The sequence below is a fragment of the Anaerococcus nagyae genome (genome assembly GCF_017874535.1).
Classification (GTDB): Bacteria; Bacillota; Clostridia; order Tissierellales; family Peptoniphilaceae; genus Anaerococcus; species Anaerococcus nagyae.
Map to the genome: position 1 here is coordinate 79,268 of NZ_JAGGLS010000005.1, position 19,243 is coordinate 98,510.

General features: G+C 30.7%; 21 protein-coding genes. 2 read left to right on the forward strand and 19 right to left on the reverse strand.

Going from position 1 to position 19,243, the window contains the following annotated elements:
- The first annotated feature begins 49 nt into the window (after nucleotides 1-49).
- Nucleotides 50-283: a glutaredoxin family protein gene (locus J2Z39_RS05170; protein ID WP_209814082.1), complete on the forward strand. Its 234-nt coding sequence runs from the start codon at nucleotides 50-52 to the stop codon at nucleotides 281-283.
- A 48-nt stretch (nucleotides 284-331) separates the two neighbouring features.
- Nucleotides 332-1,150, forward strand: a complete 819-nt coding sequence (locus J2Z39_RS05175; RefSeq protein ID WP_117521780.1) for an HAD family hydrolase — start codon at nucleotides 332-334, stop codon at nucleotides 1,148-1,150.
- A gap of 40 nt (nucleotides 1,151-1,190) precedes the next feature.
- On the opposite strand, the gene J2Z39_RS05180 is transcribed toward J2Z39_RS05175, so the two are convergent.
- From J2Z39_RS05180 to J2Z39_RS05270, 19 genes are all read right to left on the reverse strand, one after another.
- Nucleotides 1,191-1,463, reverse strand: a complete 273-nt coding sequence (locus tag J2Z39_RS05180; RefSeq protein WP_209814084.1) for a hypothetical protein — start codon at nucleotides 1,461-1,463, stop codon at nucleotides 1,191-1,193.
- Nucleotides 1,464-1,570: 107 nt separating this feature from the next.
- Nucleotides 1,571-2,278 carry an aldose epimerase family protein gene (locus J2Z39_RS05185; RefSeq protein WP_117521782.1) on the reverse strand — a complete coding sequence of 236 codons (708 nt, stop codon included), beginning with the start codon at nucleotides 2,276-2,278 and terminating at the stop codon, nucleotides 1,571-1,573.
- A 3-nt stretch (nucleotides 2,279-2,281) separates the two neighbouring features.
- Nucleotides 2,282-2,788 carry a ferritin gene (locus J2Z39_RS05190; RefSeq protein ID WP_117521783.1) on the reverse strand — a complete coding sequence of 169 codons (507 nt, stop codon included), beginning with the start codon at nucleotides 2,786-2,788 and terminating at the stop codon, nucleotides 2,282-2,284.
- The gene (locus J2Z39_RS05195; RefSeq protein WP_209814085.1) at nucleotides 2,781-3,089 is read right to left on the reverse strand and encodes a hypothetical protein; all 309 of its coding nucleotides are present in this window, start codon (nucleotides 3,087-3,089) and stop codon (nucleotides 2,781-2,783) included. Before J2Z39_RS05195 ends, J2Z39_RS05190 begins: the two co-directional genes overlap by 8 nt.
- Before the next feature lie 57 nt (nucleotides 3,090-3,146).
- Nucleotides 3,147-3,797 (reverse strand): epoxyqueuosine reductase QueH, encoded by a 651-nt coding sequence (locus J2Z39_RS05200; protein ID WP_209814087.1) that lies wholly within the window; start codon nucleotides 3,795-3,797, stop codon nucleotides 3,147-3,149.
- A 257-nt stretch (nucleotides 3,798-4,054) separates the two neighbouring features.
- Nucleotides 4,055-4,447, reverse strand: a complete 393-nt coding sequence (gene rpsI, locus J2Z39_RS05205; protein ID WP_117521786.1) for a 30S ribosomal protein S9 — start codon at nucleotides 4,445-4,447, stop codon at nucleotides 4,055-4,057.
- Between the two features lie 13 nt (nucleotides 4,448-4,460).
- Nucleotides 4,461-4,901, reverse strand: coding sequence for a 50S ribosomal protein L13 (gene rplM, locus J2Z39_RS05210; protein ID WP_117521787.1), 441 nt, complete (start codon nucleotides 4,899-4,901; stop codon nucleotides 4,461-4,463).
- Between the two features lie 191 nt (nucleotides 4,902-5,092).
- A complete protein-coding gene (locus J2Z39_RS05215) occupies nucleotides 5,093-5,887 on the reverse strand; it encodes an ABC transporter permease (protein ID WP_117521788.1) in 795 nt (264 codons plus the stop codon).
- Complete coding sequence (locus J2Z39_RS05220; RefSeq protein ID WP_117521789.1) at nucleotides 5,884-6,708, reverse strand: ABC transporter permease; 825 nt, start codon at nucleotides 6,706-6,708, stop codon at nucleotides 5,884-5,886. The genes J2Z39_RS05215 and J2Z39_RS05220 overlap by 4 nt, the downstream gene beginning before the upstream one ends.
- Nucleotides 6,705-7,769 carry an ABC transporter ATP-binding protein gene (locus tag J2Z39_RS05225; protein ID WP_209814089.1) on the reverse strand — a complete coding sequence of 355 codons (1,065 nt, stop codon included), beginning with the start codon at nucleotides 7,767-7,769 and terminating at the stop codon, nucleotides 6,705-6,707. The genes J2Z39_RS05220 and J2Z39_RS05225 overlap by 4 nt, the downstream gene beginning before the upstream one ends.
- A gap of 10 nt (nucleotides 7,770-7,779) precedes the next feature.
- Nucleotides 7,780-8,814 carry an ABC transporter substrate-binding protein gene (locus J2Z39_RS05230; protein WP_209814090.1) on the reverse strand — a complete coding sequence of 345 codons (1,035 nt, stop codon included), beginning with the start codon at nucleotides 8,812-8,814 and terminating at the stop codon, nucleotides 7,780-7,782.
- Nucleotides 8,815-9,110: 296 nt separating this feature from the next.
- The gene (gene cytX / locus J2Z39_RS05235; RefSeq protein ID WP_117521792.1) at nucleotides 9,111-10,274 is read right to left on the reverse strand and encodes a putative hydroxymethylpyrimidine transporter CytX; all 1,164 of its coding nucleotides are present in this window, start codon (nucleotides 10,272-10,274) and stop codon (nucleotides 9,111-9,113) included.
- Nucleotides 10,275-10,276: 2 nt separating this feature from the next.
- Nucleotides 10,277-11,080 carry a bifunctional hydroxymethylpyrimidine kinase/phosphomethylpyrimidine kinase gene (thiD, locus tag J2Z39_RS05240; RefSeq protein ID WP_209814092.1) on the reverse strand — a complete coding sequence of 268 codons (804 nt, stop codon included), beginning with the start codon at nucleotides 11,078-11,080 and terminating at the stop codon, nucleotides 10,277-10,279.
- Nucleotides 11,081-11,276: 196 nt separating this feature from the next.
- On the reverse strand, nucleotides 11,277-12,737 hold the full coding sequence (locus J2Z39_RS05245; RefSeq protein WP_209814094.1) for a TrkH family potassium uptake protein: 1,461 nt from the start codon (nucleotides 12,735-12,737) through the stop codon (nucleotides 11,277-11,279).
- 2 nt (nucleotides 12,738-12,739) lie between these two features.
- Nucleotides 12,740-14,110, reverse strand: coding sequence for a Trk system potassium transporter TrkA (gene trkA, locus J2Z39_RS05250; RefSeq protein ID WP_117521795.1), 1,371 nt, complete (start codon nucleotides 14,108-14,110; stop codon nucleotides 12,740-12,742).
- Nucleotides 14,111-14,206: 96 nt separating this feature from the next.
- Nucleotides 14,207-15,646: a TrkH family potassium uptake protein gene (locus tag J2Z39_RS05255; RefSeq protein ID WP_209814095.1), complete on the reverse strand. Its 1,440-nt coding sequence runs from the start codon at nucleotides 15,644-15,646 to the stop codon at nucleotides 14,207-14,209.
- Entirely contained in the window at nucleotides 15,643-17,013 is a 1,371-nt protein-coding gene (trkA, locus tag J2Z39_RS05260) for a Trk system potassium transporter TrkA (RefSeq protein WP_209814097.1), read from the reverse strand. The genes J2Z39_RS05255 and trkA (J2Z39_RS05260) overlap by 4 nt, the downstream gene beginning before the upstream one ends.
- 98 nt (nucleotides 17,014-17,111) lie before the next feature.
- Nucleotides 17,112-18,326 (reverse strand): M20 metallopeptidase family protein, encoded by a 1,215-nt coding sequence (locus J2Z39_RS05265; RefSeq protein WP_209814099.1) that lies wholly within the window; start codon nucleotides 18,324-18,326, stop codon nucleotides 17,112-17,114.
- 32 nt (nucleotides 18,327-18,358) lie between these two features.
- Nucleotides 18,359-19,135 carry a hypothetical protein gene (locus J2Z39_RS05270; RefSeq protein ID WP_209814102.1) on the reverse strand — a complete coding sequence of 259 codons (777 nt, stop codon included), beginning with the start codon at nucleotides 19,133-19,135 and terminating at the stop codon, nucleotides 18,359-18,361.
- Nucleotides 19,136-19,243 lie beyond the last annotated feature (108 nt).

Genomic DNA, 19,243 nt, shown 5'->3' on the forward strand with positions numbered 1-19,243 from the left:
AATATACCATAATAAAGTAAATATGAAAAATATTTTAAGGAGAAAATAAATGAATGATTATAAATTATTTGTAGGTACAATCTGTCCATATTGCGCTAAAGTTGAAAACTTTGTGGAAGAAGAAAATATAAATATAGACATAGTTAATATCGAAGAAGACAGAGAAGCTATGAGAAAATTAATAGAAGAGGGTGGCAAAAGACAAGTTCCTTGTTTATATCATGATGGAGAATATCTATATGAATCTGACGATATTATAGATTTCTTAAGAGATAACAATTAATTGTCATATTCTTTGCTCAATTGGGAATAAATTTTGTAAGGAGCAAATATGGTTAAATTAATAGCATCGGATATAGATGAGACCCTAGTAGATGAACTAAAAAATGTACCCCAGAGAAATAGAGAAGCTATAGCTAAAGCTGAGCAAATGGGAGTCAAAGTTATACTTGCCACTGGACGCGGTCCTTATGAACTAAATGATATACCAGATCAAGCTGGAGTTATACGTGAAGATAGATTTATAATATGCTGTAATGGAGCTATAATATTAAGAGCAATAGATCGTGAAATTGTAGATTCGTTACCTCTAGACTTTAAATATGTAAAAAAAATCTTTAATTACGCCTATGAAAATAATTTACAATTTTTTATATATACTCTGGATAAGAAATACGCTATAAACTTAGATTCTTTAGAAAGATCCGATCAATATACAAATGATACAAATGTAGAAATAATTGATGGAGATAGTATAGAATTTCTTAAAGATAAGCTTATTTTAAAAGCTCTAATCAAAGATCTTGATATTGACTACTTACATTCATTAGAGGTGGATATAGCTGATATCACTAATTACGATTTGGAAATAGCTTATTCTTCAGACATGTTTATGGAAATAAATGCCAAGGGTGTTGATAAAGGCTTAGCTCTCCAAAAAGTATGTAATCATTACAATATAGATGTAACTGATACTCTAGCTATAGGAGATAACTACAATGATGTAGCCATGCTAGAAGATGCAGGTATAGGAGTAGCTGTTGCCAATGCTCATCTACAAGTAAAAGAAGTTTCTGACTATGTAAGTTATGCAACAAATATAGAAGGAGCTGTAGGTGAAGTTATAGAAAAATATGTATTGTATAAATAAAAAATAACTGACTAAGAGCATAATTCCTAGTCAGTTATTTTTAATTATACCAATATTTATCAGCAAAAAATTTTTTATACACTAAATATATTAGACCTCCACCTATTATAAGTGGTAAAAGTTTAATAATTAGACCAACACCTAGACCTAATATTACAATGGGTAGGAATATGATGCCAGCTATTAATAAAAATGGTAATGCCAAAGTTAATCCTAATAATTTAAATATTAATTTAAGTCCACCAAATATTAACTTAAAAATTAATGAAAAAGCAAAAGCTCCAACTATAAATATTAAAATTGTAGTTAACATATCCTAACCCTTTCTTTATATGTATTAATTATCTTAATTCTATTATACCATATTTTAAATAATTGCAAGCATATTTTTTAAAAAAATAAAGCTCCGATTAAGAAGCTTCATAAAGTTACTTTAATATTGATACTTTGTTCGAATTTCTTACCTGGTTTTAGTCTATAAGCTCCTCCATTGTCATCTTTAAAAGCTATAGATTTATAAGTTGGTTCTACACATAAATAATCTCCCTTAAAATCTGACCAAAATACAAATTCATTTATATTTTTTAAACCTTCTATAAATATTTTATTACCATTAGTAACAAAACTCTCTTTAAAAGAATTATCTATTATACTATTAGGGAGTTGATTCTTATCTATCTTCTTATTATTAATAAAAATGGCTTTATGTTCAGCATAGAAATATGGATGAAAACCTGGAGCAAGAAGTACTTGTTTGTTTGAATTATTTTCTATAAGTAGCTTTGCAAATAAATTTGTATGGCTAAGTTTATAATCTATTATAAATTTAATGCCTTCATATAAGCCTATACCATCTAAACTTAACTTGGCAAAATCCTCACCATAATCTATAAATTGCCAATTAAGATCTCTAGCAAAACCATGGTTTTCTAAGCTATATAAAATCTTATCCTCTCCAAAATTAGGGGCGCATAAATGCATACCGCCCCTTACTTTTAATTGATCTTCAATTTTTACCATTACTTTTGGAAAGAAAATTGATTTACCCTTAACTTCAAAAGTATCTATATATGCTCCACTGGAATTTATTTCCACATGTGATATAGAATTTTCTAAAGTTATTTTCATAAATTATTGAATCTGAGGCTCTTGAGCTGGTGCTCTTTGACCTAATTCTTGATCTAGCATATAGATTGAATGCCAATCATCTCCAACTCTTTCCATTCTTGTAATTAGTTTTGTGAAGTTTTCTTCTTCTTCAACTTGTTCATCTATATACCATTGAATGAATGAAAATACTCTTGCATCTTCTTTTCTAGCTACATCTGATATATGAGTTATTCTCTCTGTAACTTCTTTTTCATGGTCTAAAGCTGTTTTAAGAACCTCAAGTATTGAACCATAGTCATATTTTGGCTCATCAATTGCTGTATAATGTGGTCTATATCCTACAGATTGTAAGAATTTTCTCATGCCTTCACCATGCATAATTTCTTCTTCTACTTGGATATCTAACCAAGTTGTAAATCCATCAAGATCAAGATCATCTGTATAAGCGCTCATTGCCTTATAAATATATGCTGATTCAAACTCAAAGTTCATTTGTTCATTTAATAAATCTAATAATTGTTCACTCATTTTTATCTCCTTCTTTCATTTCTAAATATTTATCATATAAGACATAGACACCATAAAAATCTATTTTATTTTCCAATAAAATTGAAGTTATTTTTGGTATAGTGTCTAAAGTGACGGGAATTGTAAAGGAATCTTCGCTTATACTTATACCATCATAAGCAAGCAAATGCTTATCCGTAATCAAATTAAAAATACTTTTAATATCTTCCCTATCAAAATAATCACCTATATCAAAAGTGACAGGAAATATCTGATTTTTTTCTTTATATTCTACTTTTTTAATTAAAGATAATTTTTCCATAAAAATCCCTCATTTTCTATTATAAAGAATACCCATTATAAGAAAAAAAACACAGTTTTAATTATCTGTGCCTTCTTGATTAATATTTTTTTTATGTTCTTGCATTTCCTTGTATGAAAAAATACATCCACAATAAGATTGCCTATAAAGATCGTATTGTTTTGATAAATCTATAGATATCTTATAGCCATTTCTCTTCTTAAAATCGGAATATAAATATTTAACTCCATAATTTTCTTCTAAAGCTTTTCCTATTTGATTAATCCACTTAGAATTTTTGTAAGGAGAAATGGAAAGAGTTGTGCAAAAATAATCATAGCCATTTTCACCGGCATATTTAGCAGCTTCTTCTAATCTAAGCTTATAGCAATCATAGCAAGCTTTTCCACCTTCAGGGAGTTCCCTTCTCTTCTTAGCTATATTAGCAAAATCTGTAATATTATTTTCTGGAACAATAATTTTTCCATCAAGTCCCATACGGCTCGCTAAAATCTCCACTTGTTTTGTTCTTTTATCTAACTCACTTCTAGGATAAATCATGGGATTATAATAAAACATATCAATATCAAAATCATCTTTTATCCTATACATAACAGCTGTAGAACATGGAGCACAACATACTTGCATTAAAAGCTTTGGCTTCAATCCTTCTTTTTTATTTTTTTCTATAATTTTTTCCATCTCTACATTGTAGTTTATATTATTCATAAGCTATATTATACCTTTTTGCTAATTAAAAAAGCACATACAAATGTATGCCAGAGCGTAGACAAAGTCAGTTTAATAATTCATTAATAATTCAAAAATAAAATTACGCTATAACCCATCTCGACTAAGTGAGTGAAACGAACGCATGGAGAGATCTCATGAGATTTCTCCACTCCTTGCACTCGGTCGAAATGGGCAAATTTTTAGTTTGTCAACAGTCTGACATACAAATGTATGCGCTTTGTAATTTTCTGATATTATCTCTTTGAGAATTGTGAAGATTTTCTTGCCTTTTTTTGACCTGCTTTGTATCTTTCCTTTTTACGTGGGTCACGTGTAAGAAATCCTGCTCTCTTAAGAGCTTGTCTATAATCAGGATTTACTTCAAGTAAAGCTCTAGCTATAGCGTGTCTAATAGCTCCAGCTTGTCCATTGTATCCACCACCATTAACATTAACTTTAATATCAAAGTCATTTTCATTTTCTGTAAGTGTTAGTGGTGATTTTGCAATAATTCTTAGTGTTTCAAAGTCAAAATAATCTTCTAAATTTTTACCATTTACTAAGATATTTCCGCTACCTGGTTTCATTGTAACTCTGGCAACAGAAGTTTTTCTACGTCCTGTTGATTGTATAATTGTATCTGCCATTACTTAAGTCTCCTTACTTTAATTCCAATTTTTCAGGCATTTGTGCTTCGTGATTATGATCAGGTCCTGCTACTACTCTAAGTTTTTTAGCCATTTGACGACCTAATTTGTTGTGTGGAAGCATACCAACAACTGCATGTTCAACGATTCTTTCTGGATGTTTATCCATCATATCTTTGTAAGATGTGATTTTAAGTCCTCCAGCATATCCTGAATATCTCTTGTATTCTTTTTGATTTTCTTTGTTTCCAGTAAGTTTAACTTTATCAGCGTTAACAACAATTACATAATCTCCCATATCCATATTTGGAGTAAATGTAGCTTTGTGTTTTCCTCTTAAAATTGCTGCGACTTCGCTAGCAAGACGTCCTAAAACAGCTCCTTCTGCATCAACGACATACCATTTTCTTTCGATGTCGTTTGCACTTGGAGTATAAGTTTTTTGATATTTCATCAATATTCCTCCTATAAAAATTTTCGCCTATCACATTTGGACACCGCTTCTGATAGGTGGCGGCTGTACTCGTCCTGACATTTATTTTTAAAATCGCTTACAGGAAGCGCGATTTAATCGAAAAGTTTCATAAAAGAAACTTAATAATCGACTGCTCTATATTACTATAAATCATACTATTTGTCAAATTATTATGATAAAAAATTAGTCTTTGGTTCTTCTTTCTCAAATATAATCTTTCTATTTTTCAAAAGTAGAAAAATAAATACAATTACAAATATTATTGCAGAAAGTGCATTAATAGCTGGATTAATCCCACGCCTTGCCATACCATATATAGTCATAGATAGATTTGATACACCATTGCCTGTTGTAAAATATGAAATCGCAAAGTCGTCTATAGAAAGGGTAAATGAAATCAAAGCACCTGCTAGTATACCGTTTTTAATATTTGGAATCAATACATTTCTTACTGCATAAGAGGGAGTTGCACCTAAGTCTAGAGCTGCTTCAATTATATTTTTATCCATTGATTCAACTGCAGGCAAGACTGTCAGTACCACATATGGTATGCAAAACATTATATGAGATAAAATCATGGTTATATATCCTAATTGTAATTTTAAAAAACCATATAATCCCATAAGAGAAATTGCTGTTATTATATCTGGATTTAAAACTGGCAAATAGTTAATATTCAAAACCATATCTTTTTTTCTACCACGTAATTCTGAAATACCTATAGCTGAAAGTGTCCCTATAAAGCTTGCAACTATAGTAGCAACTATTGCAACTATTAGAGTTGTTCTGACGGCAGAAATTATTTCAGGATTTTCAAAAAGTTCAACGTACCATTTAGTAGTAAATCCAGCCCACTTTCCACGTAATTTACTATCATTAAATGAAAATACTATCATTACAACTATTGGCGCATAAAGAAAGACAAATACAAGTATAGTATAAATCCTATCAATTATTTTTCTCATACTATATCTCCCTCTAAATCTCTACCAAATCTTCTTTGAATAGCTAGTGCTAGAATTAAGATTATCATAAGAATTATAGCTGTAGCTGAACCAAACCCCCAGTCGCCAGTAAAGGTAAATTGTTGGTCAATAAGATTACCTATCATGTATACTTTCTGTCCTCCAAGCAAATTGGAAACTACAAAAGTAGAAATAGCTGGAATAAATACCATTATAATCCCAGTATAAACACCTGGTAAAGAAAGTGGAAAAATTACTTTTCTAAATATAGTTTTCCTATCTGCTCCTAAGTCTAATCCAGCATCAATTAGATTAGGATCAACTTTCTTAAGAGCATTATAAATTTGAATTACCATGAAAGGTAAGAATTCATAAATCATACCCAAAATTACTGCCGTTGGAGTATACATAACACCAAGTGACTTCCCTCCAAGAATAGCTATAAATCTATTAAGAATCCCATTCCTACCTAAAAGTGTTATCCAACCATAGGTCCTAAGTAAAAGATTAATCCACATAGGCATTATAAATACAAAAATAAGGGAAGAAGCTATTCTCTCATCCATTTTTGATATTATATATGCAACAGGATAACCTATTAAAAGACAACCTAGAGTTGATAAGAACGCTATAAGTAATGTCACAGATAACATTTTTAAGTATAAGGGTTCAAAGAACTTCCTATAATTTATAAAACTAAATTTAAAATGGTCAAAAGCTATAGATTCGGAGCCATTAAATGAATAAAAAAGTATTAGTAATATTGGTAATATTATAAAAACTCCTGCCCAAACAAGGTATATATTCAAATATTTTTTCATGACTTCTCCCTCTTAGAATAAATATCAAAGTCTTTACTAACTTCCTCCATAACGTGTATAGCATCAGGGTCGATTGCAACACATACTTCTGCTCCAATAGGAATATTTTCTGGATTGTGGACATTTATAGAAAAATCTTTACCTGTAATTTTCAAATCATAGTAAGTTCCCTTAAACATCGAATTTTCTACTTTGCCTCTTAGATTAGCTTCATTACTTAAATATAAGTATTCAGGACGAAGCATTACACTTACACTTTTTCCAGGCTCCACCTTGTCTACGCAAGTATAATCATAACCTAAGAAATTTACTTTTGATCTATCTACCATCTTTCCTTTAAAGATATTAGAATCCCCTAAAAAGTTTGCAACAAAAGCATTTACTGGCTCTTCATAAATGTATTGTGGAGTCCCATATTGTTCTATAATTCCACTATTCATAACAGCAATTTTATCAGACATAGATAGGGCTTCTTCTTGATCGTGAGTTACATAGATAAATGTAATTCCCACTTCCTTTTGAATGTTTTTTAACTCCACCTGCATCCTTTTTCTAAGTTTTAAATCTAAAGCTCCAAGTGGCTCATCAAAAAGTATAATTTCTGGTTTATTTACAATAGCCCTTGCTATGGCTACCCTTTGCTTTTGTCCACCTGATAATCTAGATATAGCACGATTGCCATAACCGCTTAGATCAACTAAATCTAAAGCTCTACTGACCTTAATTTTAATATCCTTTTCTTCTATCTTTTTTATTCTTAAACCAAAGGCTACGTTATCGAAAACGTTAAGATGTGGAAATAGGGCGTAATTTTGAAAAACCGTATTTATATTCCTATAATTTGGTGAAATATTGGAAATATCTTTTCCCTCAAATATAACTTCTCCCTCATCTGGATGTTCAAAGCCAGCTATTATTCTAAGAGTTGTTGTCTTTCCACATCCAGATGGGCCTATAAGAGTTAAAAACTCTCCTCTTTCCACTGATAAACTTATATTATCTATTATCTTCTTGCCATCGAAATATTTGTTAATATTTTTAAGTTGTAAAACTAGACTCATCTTCTTCTCCTCAATATGCAGCTAATACATCTACCCAGACGTCATTATAAACCTGCATATAATCTTCTAAATCTTTAAACATTTCAATCTCTGGTAATTTTTCAAAATCTGGATAAGCTATCTTAGAATTTGCTATATAAGCTGGAAGATTCTCTCTAACTCCTTTTACAGCCGAGGTAAATCCCTCCATCCATTTAGCATTGATACTTGCTACTTTAGGATCTGTAAAATAATTTATAAAAGCTTCGGCATTCTCTTTATTCTTAGCACCTTTTGGTATAGCCATAGAATCCACTTGAAGATTCATACCTTCCTTTGGTATTACATACTTTAGATGAGGATTTTGCTTTTGCATCATCAAGGCATCTCCTGAATACATCACAGTTATAGCCGCATCTCCTTGAACTACCAAATCACGGGCCTCATCTGTAAGATAAGCATAAACCAGAGGCTTTTGTTTAATTAATTCTTCTTTTGCTTCATTTATCTGATCCATATCTCTCGTATTTATGGAATAGCCTAGCTTTTGTAAAGCTACTGATAGGCTAAGTCTAGGCAAATCATACATTATGATTTCTCCCTTATATTTAGGATTCCATAAATCAGCCCATTTTGTTATAGGTTCTTTTATAATATCTGTATTATAAACTATACCAAAATGTGATGTAAAATAAGGAACTGTATATTCATTACTAGAATCAAAATCTAATCCCTTATATTCATCATCTATGTATTTAAAATTAGGGATATTAGAAAAGTCAATTTTTTCCAACATATCATTCTTCTTTAGACGTTCTACCATGTAGTCTGAAGGAAATATTACATCATAATTATTTGAAGATTGAGATAACTTTATAAACATTTCTTCATCAGAAGTGAATGTTTCATAAATAACATCAATACCTGTTTTTTTCTCAAATTCTGGTATAAGATCTAAGTCTAAGTATTCTCCTGCATTAAATACTACTACTTGCTTCTTATTATCTGACTTACATGATGTTAAAAATAGTAAAATCAAAACTAATAAAAAACTTTTCTTTCTCATATTCCCTCCTAGCTTTTTTAATTTTAGACAAAAAAAGTCCTTGAACATTATATTGAACAAGGATTTTATAATCATATCTATTTACCCATTATTTAAACCCTATAGATATGAAATTTATTACAAGGTTTGGCAATTTTGCCCCCTATGGTTGTGAGTTTTAGCTATATAAATGAGTCTAAAGTATAGCTAAATGTGAGCTTGCCCACCAATTCTTACCCCATAGATGTTCTTAATGTATTTTCTTTTTTTATTATATTGTTGAGACAATTATAAATTTAAATATTTCAATTGTCAAATTATTTTTCGCCAAAAACTTTATTTAAAATAATAGTGATAATCATTGTAATTATAATCACTAATAGAGTAGGTCCTAAAATAAATTCTTCATTCAAGATAAGTCTATATATTATAAATCCCAATATCCAACTTGTTGTATTTAATATATTATAGTCTCCCACATATGCTTCGTTTTTTAGTATAAAATAGTCAGCAATTTGGATAGCAATCATAGGAGCAAATACTGATCCAATAAAGTATAGAAAGTCTGTGATATCATCCATAGGAAAAATCATTGCACTGATAGTACCTATTATACTAACAATTACACCTACTTTTTTCTCATTAGCATCAAGCTTTATAGATTTAAAAGTAAGCCCTGAAGAATACGCATCCATAAAAGTTGTATTTACTGTTGATAAAATAATTATAACTACAGCAAATACTCCAAGCTTTGTTATAGAAAATATAGAAGCAAGAGATGTCTTACCTGTTATTAATGATCCACCCATGCCTATTACATACATCCATATAGAAATCAGACTATATACTATAGCTGAAACAAATGTAGATTCTCTACCTTTTTCTGCATTAGATGTATAATCACTGATTAAAGGAAGCCAAGATATTGGCATTGCTACTGCAAGCTCAACTGCTGCTCCAAAACTCATACTCTCTTTTGCCGGTCCAATAGATAATATATCATCTTTGAAAATATATCGTGAAAGGATTATTGTCAATATAAATAAAAGTGTCATAGAAACTGTATTGACTTTTCCAAGATCACTGATACCTATCATAAGCCAAACTATAATTAAAGCTCCTGTTAAAAACGCCCATAAGTTGTGGCCGAAAGAAAATATTTCACTTGAAGAAATAGCTGCATCATAAATCATAATCGCAGTCCAGCCTAACAATTGTAAAAAATTTAAAAAGGAAAATATCTTTCCTCCCTTGCTACCAAAAGTAAGCTTTGTAGTTTCCATGGCACTTCTTTTGGATAAGGCTCCTATAAGACCCGCTAGGTATAAAAATATAAATCCTATCAAGTGCCCAATTAATATTGCTAAAAATCCATTTTTAAACCCCATTGGAGCATAATAAGTACCCGTAAGAATTTCAGCTATAGAAACTGCCGCACCAAACCAGATCAATCCATTTTCAAATACACTTGTTTTTTTCATAACTAATTCCTATACTTTTCTTTTATATCAAAAGCATGATTCATAGGACCACTTCCTTTGCCTAGATCAAGTCCATCCCTTAAAGCCCCTTCCAAGTACTTTTTAGCAGCTCTAACAGATTCTTCTATAGATTCACCCTTAGCGAGATTAGCTGCTATAGACGAAGATAAGGTGCAACCAGTTCCATGAGTATTTTCATTGTCAATGCGTTGTCCATTAATCCATGTTTTTTTAAGACAATCAATCTCAAATAATACGTCATTGGAATCATTTATAGAGTGTCCTCCCTTTAAAAGTACATTTACACCAAGTTCATTGGCCACTTTTTCTGCAGCAGTTTCCATATCTTTATAACATTTTATTTCTAAACCTGATAATATCTCTGCCTCTGGAATATTAGGCGTTATAAGATCTGCTAATGGTAATAATTTTTCCTTAAGGGTATCTATAGCATCTTCTTTTAATAATCTTGCTCCACTTGTTGCAACCATTACTGGATCGATAACTATATTTTTTGCATCATATTCAACTAATTTATCAGCTATAATAATTATTAACTCTTTATCAGAAACCATGCCTATTTTAACTGCATCTGGATATATATCAGTAAAAACTGCATCCATTTGGGCTTCTAAGAAATTAGGCTTTACATCCATTATATCTGTAACCCCTGTAGTATTCTGTGCAGTAAGAGCCGTAATTGCACTCATAGCAAACACCCCATTTAAAGTCATAGCTTTAATATCAGCCTGTATACCTGCTCCTCCAGAACTATCAGAGCCTGCAATTGTAAGAGCTGTTTTCATTATTCCCTCCTTTTTTTCATAAAAAAAGAACACCCCTAGAGGTATTCCAATTCTATCTTAGCTTTCCTACGTTGGCATTATCCAAAACAGGTAAGGTCGATGGTCTACCATCCTCTCAGTCCTTTGTATAGAACTCCCTGTTCAATCTTATTTTCTTTATATTTTCATTTTATAAAACATAAAAATATTTGTCAAACTATTTATTATTTAGATTCTTATAAGTAATTGGTGAAAATAATAATATCATAGGATATAATTCCAATCTTCCAAATAGCATAGCTAATGTTAGAGTAAATTTTGAAAGATACCCCATATTTGCAAAACTTTCAATAGGTCCAAATTCACCAAGTCCTGGCCCTACATTATTGAAAGTTGTAGCTACAGCAGTAAAGGAAGTTTCCAGATCATTTGTATCCAAAGTTACTATTAGCATAAAAATCACAAATAATAAAATATAAACTACCAAGTATTTATTCACAGATTTCTCGACTTCTTCATCAATTCTTTTACCATCCAGGGTATTTACTGTAACTCTCTTGGGATTTATAGTTTGTTTTACTTGATTTACAGCTGATTTACAAAGCATAGTAATTCTTGAAACCTTAAGTCCTCCAGCAGTTGATCCAGCTGAGCCTCCTATAAACATTAATAAGATTATTATATTTCTAGAAAACATTGGCCATTTACCATAATGGGCTGAAACATAACCTGTGGTTGTAATTACTGATATGACTGTAAAAAATGCATTAACTCCCGAATAAAATTTATCTGCATATAGTGCTGAAATGTTAATAAATATTAATATTGATGCGGTTAAGACAATTATTGCATACCATTTAAGCTCTTCAGATTTAAATGATTCTCTCACAGATTTAATAATTGCATAATAATATAAGTTAAAATTTATACCAAATAAAAACATTGCAATAGCTAGTACTATTTCTATGTATCTTGAATCATAGTAACCCACAGAAATTCCACGATTGGCAAATCCACCTGTTCCTGCAGCACCAAAAGCAAAAATAATACTATCAAATAAATTCATTCCACCGAATAATAAGAATATTGTAGTTATAGCAGTCATTATTAAATAAATAATATATAAAGCTCTTGCAGTATGTGATAGCTTTGGTGTAATCTTTCCAAAAGTAGGTCCAGGGACTTCAGCTTGCATAAGGTTTGTGGATTCTTTGTTGGCTTTTGGTAAAATTGCAAGGGTAAAAACCAATATTCCCATACCACCAATCAAATGTGAGAATGATCTCCAAAATATTATGGAGTGAGGTAATATTTCAACATCTGTAGCTACAGATGCACCGCAAGTTGTAAAACCACTTGCCATTTCAAAAAATGCATCTAAAAATGTATGATAATTTGTTGGAGTTAAAAATAATGGTATTGCTCCAATTATTGAATAAAGAATCCAACAAGAGGCTGTTGTAAACATAGCTTCTTTAGTATAGATATGTCCCTTTTCACTACTAAATTTAAAAAGTAAGGTTCCTATTGTTGCTGATAGTAAAATTGGTATGACAAAATATAATTTATCACTTAGACTTTCCTTGTAAATAAATGAAACAATTAAAGGAAAAATCATTAAAATTGCTAATACTTGAAGTAACCTTCCTAAGGCGTTTTTAACTACTTTTAAATTCATATCTACTCCAAAATGTCATCTATTTGAGTGATGTTTTTATTTTTTGTAATCAATAATACTCTATCACCCATATCAATTACCGACTCTCCACTTGCCACTTCAATATCTCCATTGTATTCAGAATGTTCGATAATAGCTACAAGTGTTCCTGATTTTATTGGCAGATCTTTTAATTTTTTATTAAATACTCTAGAATTTTCACTAACTTCAAATTCTAAAACTTCTACTTGATCATCTTCAAGCTTGTATAGATTACTTAAAGTTGAAACTCCTCTAGCATCTTCTTTTGATCTGATAAGTCTATTTATATAATTACTAGCTGCTGTTTTTGGAGTGAACGTAGCATCCAAATCCAAAACACCAGTTATTTTTAATAGATTGGTTCTATTTACTTTTGCAATTATCTTATCAATCCCGTATCTTTCTGCCATTAGAGCAATCAAAATATTTTCTTCATCTATGCCTGTAAGAGAAACTACTGCATCAAAATTTTCAACCCTAGTTTCTTCTAATATATCAGGATCCGATCCATCTGAATTTATTACTATGGCCTCTTTATATTCTTCTTGAATGGATATTGCTTTTTCTCTATCAATTTCTATAATTGTAACATTAAAATTACGTTCTAATAACAAGCCTGTTAGATGTCTAGTAATCGAACTTGCCCCAATTATTAAAACATTCTTTATTCTTATACTCTCAGGTATTTCTGATTTATAAAATTTATCTATACCTGATTTTGTTCCCATTATATAAAGTTTATCTCCACTTTCTAATATAAAATCACCATTTGGTATATATATTTCACCATTAACATTAACGATTCCTATGATTATATCGAATGTTCTAAGATAAGAATTCGCTTCCATCAAGCTATGTCCAGCAAGCTTAGAATTCTTACCAAGCTGTATTTCAATCATTAGAGCCCTATCTTTAAGGAAGCTTTGCACATTTCTTGCATGAGAATATTTGATTGATCTCTGTATGGATTTGGCTGCCAAAAATTCTGGATTTATTATTTCATTTGAGTTAGTAATATCTTTTATACGATCATAATGATTTACATATTTTGGATCTCTAAGCCTTATTATGATATTTTTAGCTCCCAAGGATTTAGCTAAAGAAGATGCTATTACATTTACATCATCACTCATAGTTAAAGCTATAAAAAGATCACATTTTCCTACATCTGCTTCTTCTAAAACATCAATATCACGACCATCCCCAACTATAGCCATAACATCATTTTGTTCAAGTAATCTATTTAAAACCTCTTTATCCTTATCAATAACTAAAATATCATGATCTTGTAAGGATAATTCATTAGTCAAGTGGGAGCCTACTTTTCCTGCACCCAAGATTATAATGTTCATTTCTTCCTCCTCAGCCTAATAAGTATAGCATTTTTATTTACAAATTCAACTATAAACTATAAATAATCTAGTATTTAGATCTTTATAGTTATTACCCTATATTCTCTTATAAGTAGAAGGCGTAAATAATAATAGTAAAGGATATATTTCAAGCCTACCTAAAAGCATAGCAATAGATAGAACAAATTTAGAAGCCTCCCTTAATTCATAAAAACTTTGAGCTTCACCAAATTGCCCTAAGCCATTATAAGTAGTAGCTACTGCTGTAAAAGCCTCTAAAAAGTTATTTATATCAATAGCAACTATAGCAAGTAGTATAAAAAATATTAGTATGTGAATTATAAAATAACTCATCACTGATTGCTGCAACTTATCATCCACTGTCTTATGTTCAAACTCAACTACTGTTATTCTATTGGGGTTAATCATCATCCTGAATTGATTCACTGAAGATTTTACCAACAAAACAAGCCTAGACATCTTTAGCCCACCAGCAGTAGAACCAGCCATACCCCCAACATACATAAGTCCTACTAAAATCACTCTAGAAAATATAGGCCAAGTAGATGTATCACTCCCAACATATCCTGTTGTAGAAGATATGCTAGTTACAGCAAAGACTACATCGACCAATTGCCTTCCTAACTTCTCATACATGCTAAAAGTATTTATGAAAATTAATAATATAGAAGTAATAAGCATAACACTATACCATTTTAACTCTTCAGATTTATAGAAGTTTTTAGATCTTTTAAAAAAAGCCATATAATAAATATTAAAATTTATAGAAAACATAAACATTGCAATAGCAAGCACTATTTCTGTATAAGTTGAATTGTAATATCCTACAGATAAGTCTCTATTAGCAAAGCCCCCAGTTCCTGCTGCTCCTAAACCGTATATAATAGAATCAAATAGGTCTAAGTCCCCTAAAGATAATAAAATAATAGTTATAAGAGTCATAGATATATAAATAGTATATAAAACTTTAGATTGATCAGCCACTTTAGGTGTAATTTTACCAAAAGTTGGCCCTACAGACTCAGCTTTCATTATCATAGTTGATTTTTTGCTTTGTTTTGGAAGAATGGAGACTGTTAGAGATATTATTCCCAAACCACCTATAAATTGAGCAAAAGATCTCCAAAAAATTATAGAATTTGGCAAGCTTTCGACATCTCTAGCAATAGTTGCTCCTGTAGTAGAAAATCCAGCTACCGATTCAAAAAAAGCATCAAAAAATGTATTGAAGTCTCCTGGATAAAGGTATAAAGGAATCGCTCCAAATATGGAATACACTAGCCAGCAAATTGCAACAAGTGTTAAGGCGTCTTTTGTATTGAAAGTTTTTTTAAACTCTATTTTTTCATAGAGTATATATCCACTTAAAAATATGATAAGTGCAGGTATAAAAAAATCTAGTAGATATCTTAGAGGTTCCTTATATATAATTCCTACCAAAAAAGGAAATAGCATCATCCCCGCAAACAGCATATTAAGTCTTGCCAAGGAGTTTAAAATAAATTCTTTTTTCATTTTTTCACCAATATATCATCTATCTCTTTGAATGCTTTCTTTTTTGAAACAACAATTACTTTATCATTCTGACTAATACTTGTATCTCCGTTTGGAATAATAACTTGATTTGTATCAAATTTTTGAATAAAAGCAACTATAGTATCTTCTTTTATATTTAATTTCTTTATAGGCACTCCTATTATAGTAGAACCTTCTAAAACCTTAAATTCAACTGCCTCTACTTCATTATCTTCTACCAGGTAAAGACTACTTATAGAAAATCCTGATTTATTTAGCTTACCCCTTATAATCCTTAATATATGATTAGCTGCTTCTTTAATAGGTGTAACTGTCACATCAATATCTAATACCCCTGTCACCCTAAGCAGATCTTTATTATCAACTCTAGTTACCACTTCTTTAACTTCAGCTTTTTCAGCCAAAAGTGCAATAAGTATGTTTCTTTCATCAATCCCAGTTAATGCTATAACTGAATCATAGTCCTCTAAGTTTTCCTCTGCTAAAAAAGTAGAATTTGCTCCATCACCATGTATTACGATAGCGTTAGGAACTTGACGATGAAAATCACGAGCCTTTTTCTCATCAATTTCAATAACTTTAACATCGAATCTCTTTTTAATAAGATCGCTTGCCAAATAATATGCAATTCTAGATGCTCCAATTAAAAGAGATGATTTAATATCTGTATTATTCCCAAATTCTCCTAAGTATAATTTTCTAAGATCACTAGGAGTCCCAATAACATGTATGCTGTCTAAAGCTTCGATTATAAAATCTCCATTTGGAATATGTATTTCTTCATCTCTATCTACAATAGTAATAAGTAAATTTTCCAGAAATCCATTTTGACTTAAATCCGATAAACTATTACCAACCATCTTAGAATTACTAGGAATGGTAAATTCTATCATTTGAACTCTACCTTCAAAAAAAGATTCTACCGAGCTTGCCATAGCATAGTCTAGTGTAAGTTCAACTTCTATTGCAGCAAGCATTTCTGGATTTAGAAAATAATCTATGCCCATAAATTTTTTCATAAATTCATAATTTTCTTGATATTTAGGACTTCTTGCTCTTGCTATAGTAAATCCAGCACCAAATACTTTTGCCATATTACCCGCAACAATGTTTACCTCGTCATCATCTGCAAGGCTTATAAAAAAATCTGAATCTCCCACCTCGGCTTCACGAAGCAAAGATGGATCTGTTCCATCGCCTAAGATGCCCATTACATCATTTTCTGCTAGGAGATAATTTAGTGCATCTTGATCCTTTTCTATAACTAAGACATCGTGACCTTCATCTGACAATACAGATACTATATAGGATCCTACAGAGCCTGCACCCATTACAACAATTCTCATGATTAATCCTTTCTCATTATATTTATATTTTATAATAAAAATGACAAATAATAAACCACGCAAAAAAAGAGGCTTAAAGCCTCAATTTAATACTAGTATTATTGCTTGAGATCCTCTCCCTCATTTAAGAAAGTATAAGCATATTGAGCTAATACTAGTGCTCCATCTTTAAAGGCAGACTCATCAGGATTAAAGTTTTGAGCATGATTTGTTGGAAAAGTTGACTTATCATCTGGATTTCTTGCTCCAATGCACATATATGATCCTGGCATTCCTTTATAATCTTCAAATCCTGCAAGAAGTAATCCAAAGTCCTCAGAGCCAGCAACTCTAAGATCAGTTTTTACATGATCCTTACCGAATATTTCACTTGCAACTTTAACGGCAGTATCTGTCGATCTTTTTTCATTTATAACTGGACCTGCTCCTTGATTATAGGTAAATTTAGCACTGCCTCCATACATATCCGCTGAAATATCTGCTATTTTTTGAAGTTCTTTTAAAAATTCATCGGCTGAATCATTATCAAAAAATCTAAAACTTCCTGTTAATTTGGCATCACTTGCTACAGCATTTCCAACTGATCCTGCTGAAATGACTCCAAAATTTAACACTATAGGTGTATTTAAAGCATCTACTTTTCTTGAAACTGCTCCATTTGCTCCATTTATAAATGTATTTAACATCATAATAGCATCACTACCTAGATATGGTGTGGAACCATGAGCAGACTTACCTTTAAAGCTAACTTCAAAAAAATAGTTTCCAGCCATTACTTGGTTATATCCAGTAGCAGCATATCCTAAATCAAAATTTGTAAATATATGAATAGCAAATCCACTATCTACTCCCTTTGTAACGCCTTGTTTTACTACTGATTTTCCACCATCTCCTGTTTCTTCTCCTGGTTGGAATAGTAGTCTAACAGTTCCTGGTAGCTCATCTTTTACTTCTATTAAAGCACGAGTAGCTGCTAATAGCATAGCAACATGAGTATCGTGACCACAGGCATGGGATTTACCTTCATTTTTAGATTTAAAGTCAAACTCATTTGTTTCTTGAATTGGTAGGGCATCAAAGTCTGCACGAAGCAAAACTGTCTTTCCATCACTATCTGGATTTATATCAGCAACAAGACCTGTTGGTTCAAGTTGCTTAACCTCTAGTCCATATGATTCTAACTTTTCTTTTATATAATCATTTGTTTCATACTCCTGCATAGCAAGCTCTGGATTTTGATGAATTTCGCGTCTTTCTTTGATTATTTGATCTTCGTCATTATAAATTAACTCTTTTAATTTTTCTTTAGACATCTTATCTTCCTTTCTGTTACCAAGTTTATCCCCTAAACTTCGTAGGATATTTTCTCATCATTATCTATTTGTTCTTTATATTTATAGTCTAGATAATGATCTGATAATTCAACTAAGGCAAAAACTAAAGCTATAAATATTATATAGATAACAAATAATATTGACAAAACTAATGAAAGTGAGTTTCCTACAGTTGTTGGCTTCGATGATGCAACTACAATTATAAATATATACAATATTGATGGTAAAATAAGCCATTTTAAGTATGTCTTAAAGGTTTTAGAAAACAAATCACTCCCAATTTTAAAAACCTTTTTAAAAAGTTCGCCAAAAGATAAATCAGGATTATCTGCTGCTACAAAATGATTATATGCAGTAAAAAAAGTATATACTATAGATAATATTGTCAATAATATTAATAATCCCATCATAGATCCAAAACCAGCAAAGTTATTCCCAGATATCATTGCACTTGTAAGGCTTGATATTAACCCAATTCCAAAACCTACAATTAATAAATATGGTAATATAGAAATAATAAAACAAAGTCCAAACAGTTTAAGTGTAAGGTAGTTAAAGTTATCAAAGTACTCTCCTAAACTTCCCATCCTATTAAATACAAGTCCACGAGCTATAATGAATCCAAAAATTGTTTGTACTGCTGTAGTTAAGATCGTATTTAGTATACTAGATCCAGTATTAAAATCTGAATTAGCATATGCTCCTGTTAATGATACTATTAGTACTAAAATTAATGTTACGATGATCTGAATGATAATTACAGATGAAAATTTATAATCTCTTCTCACTATTCCTCCTTAATGTTTATATCATCAATACTTATAACTTATATATTTATTGAATCCATATCTCTTCACCTTTATTTATGGGTTCAATAATCTACTTGTTTATTAATT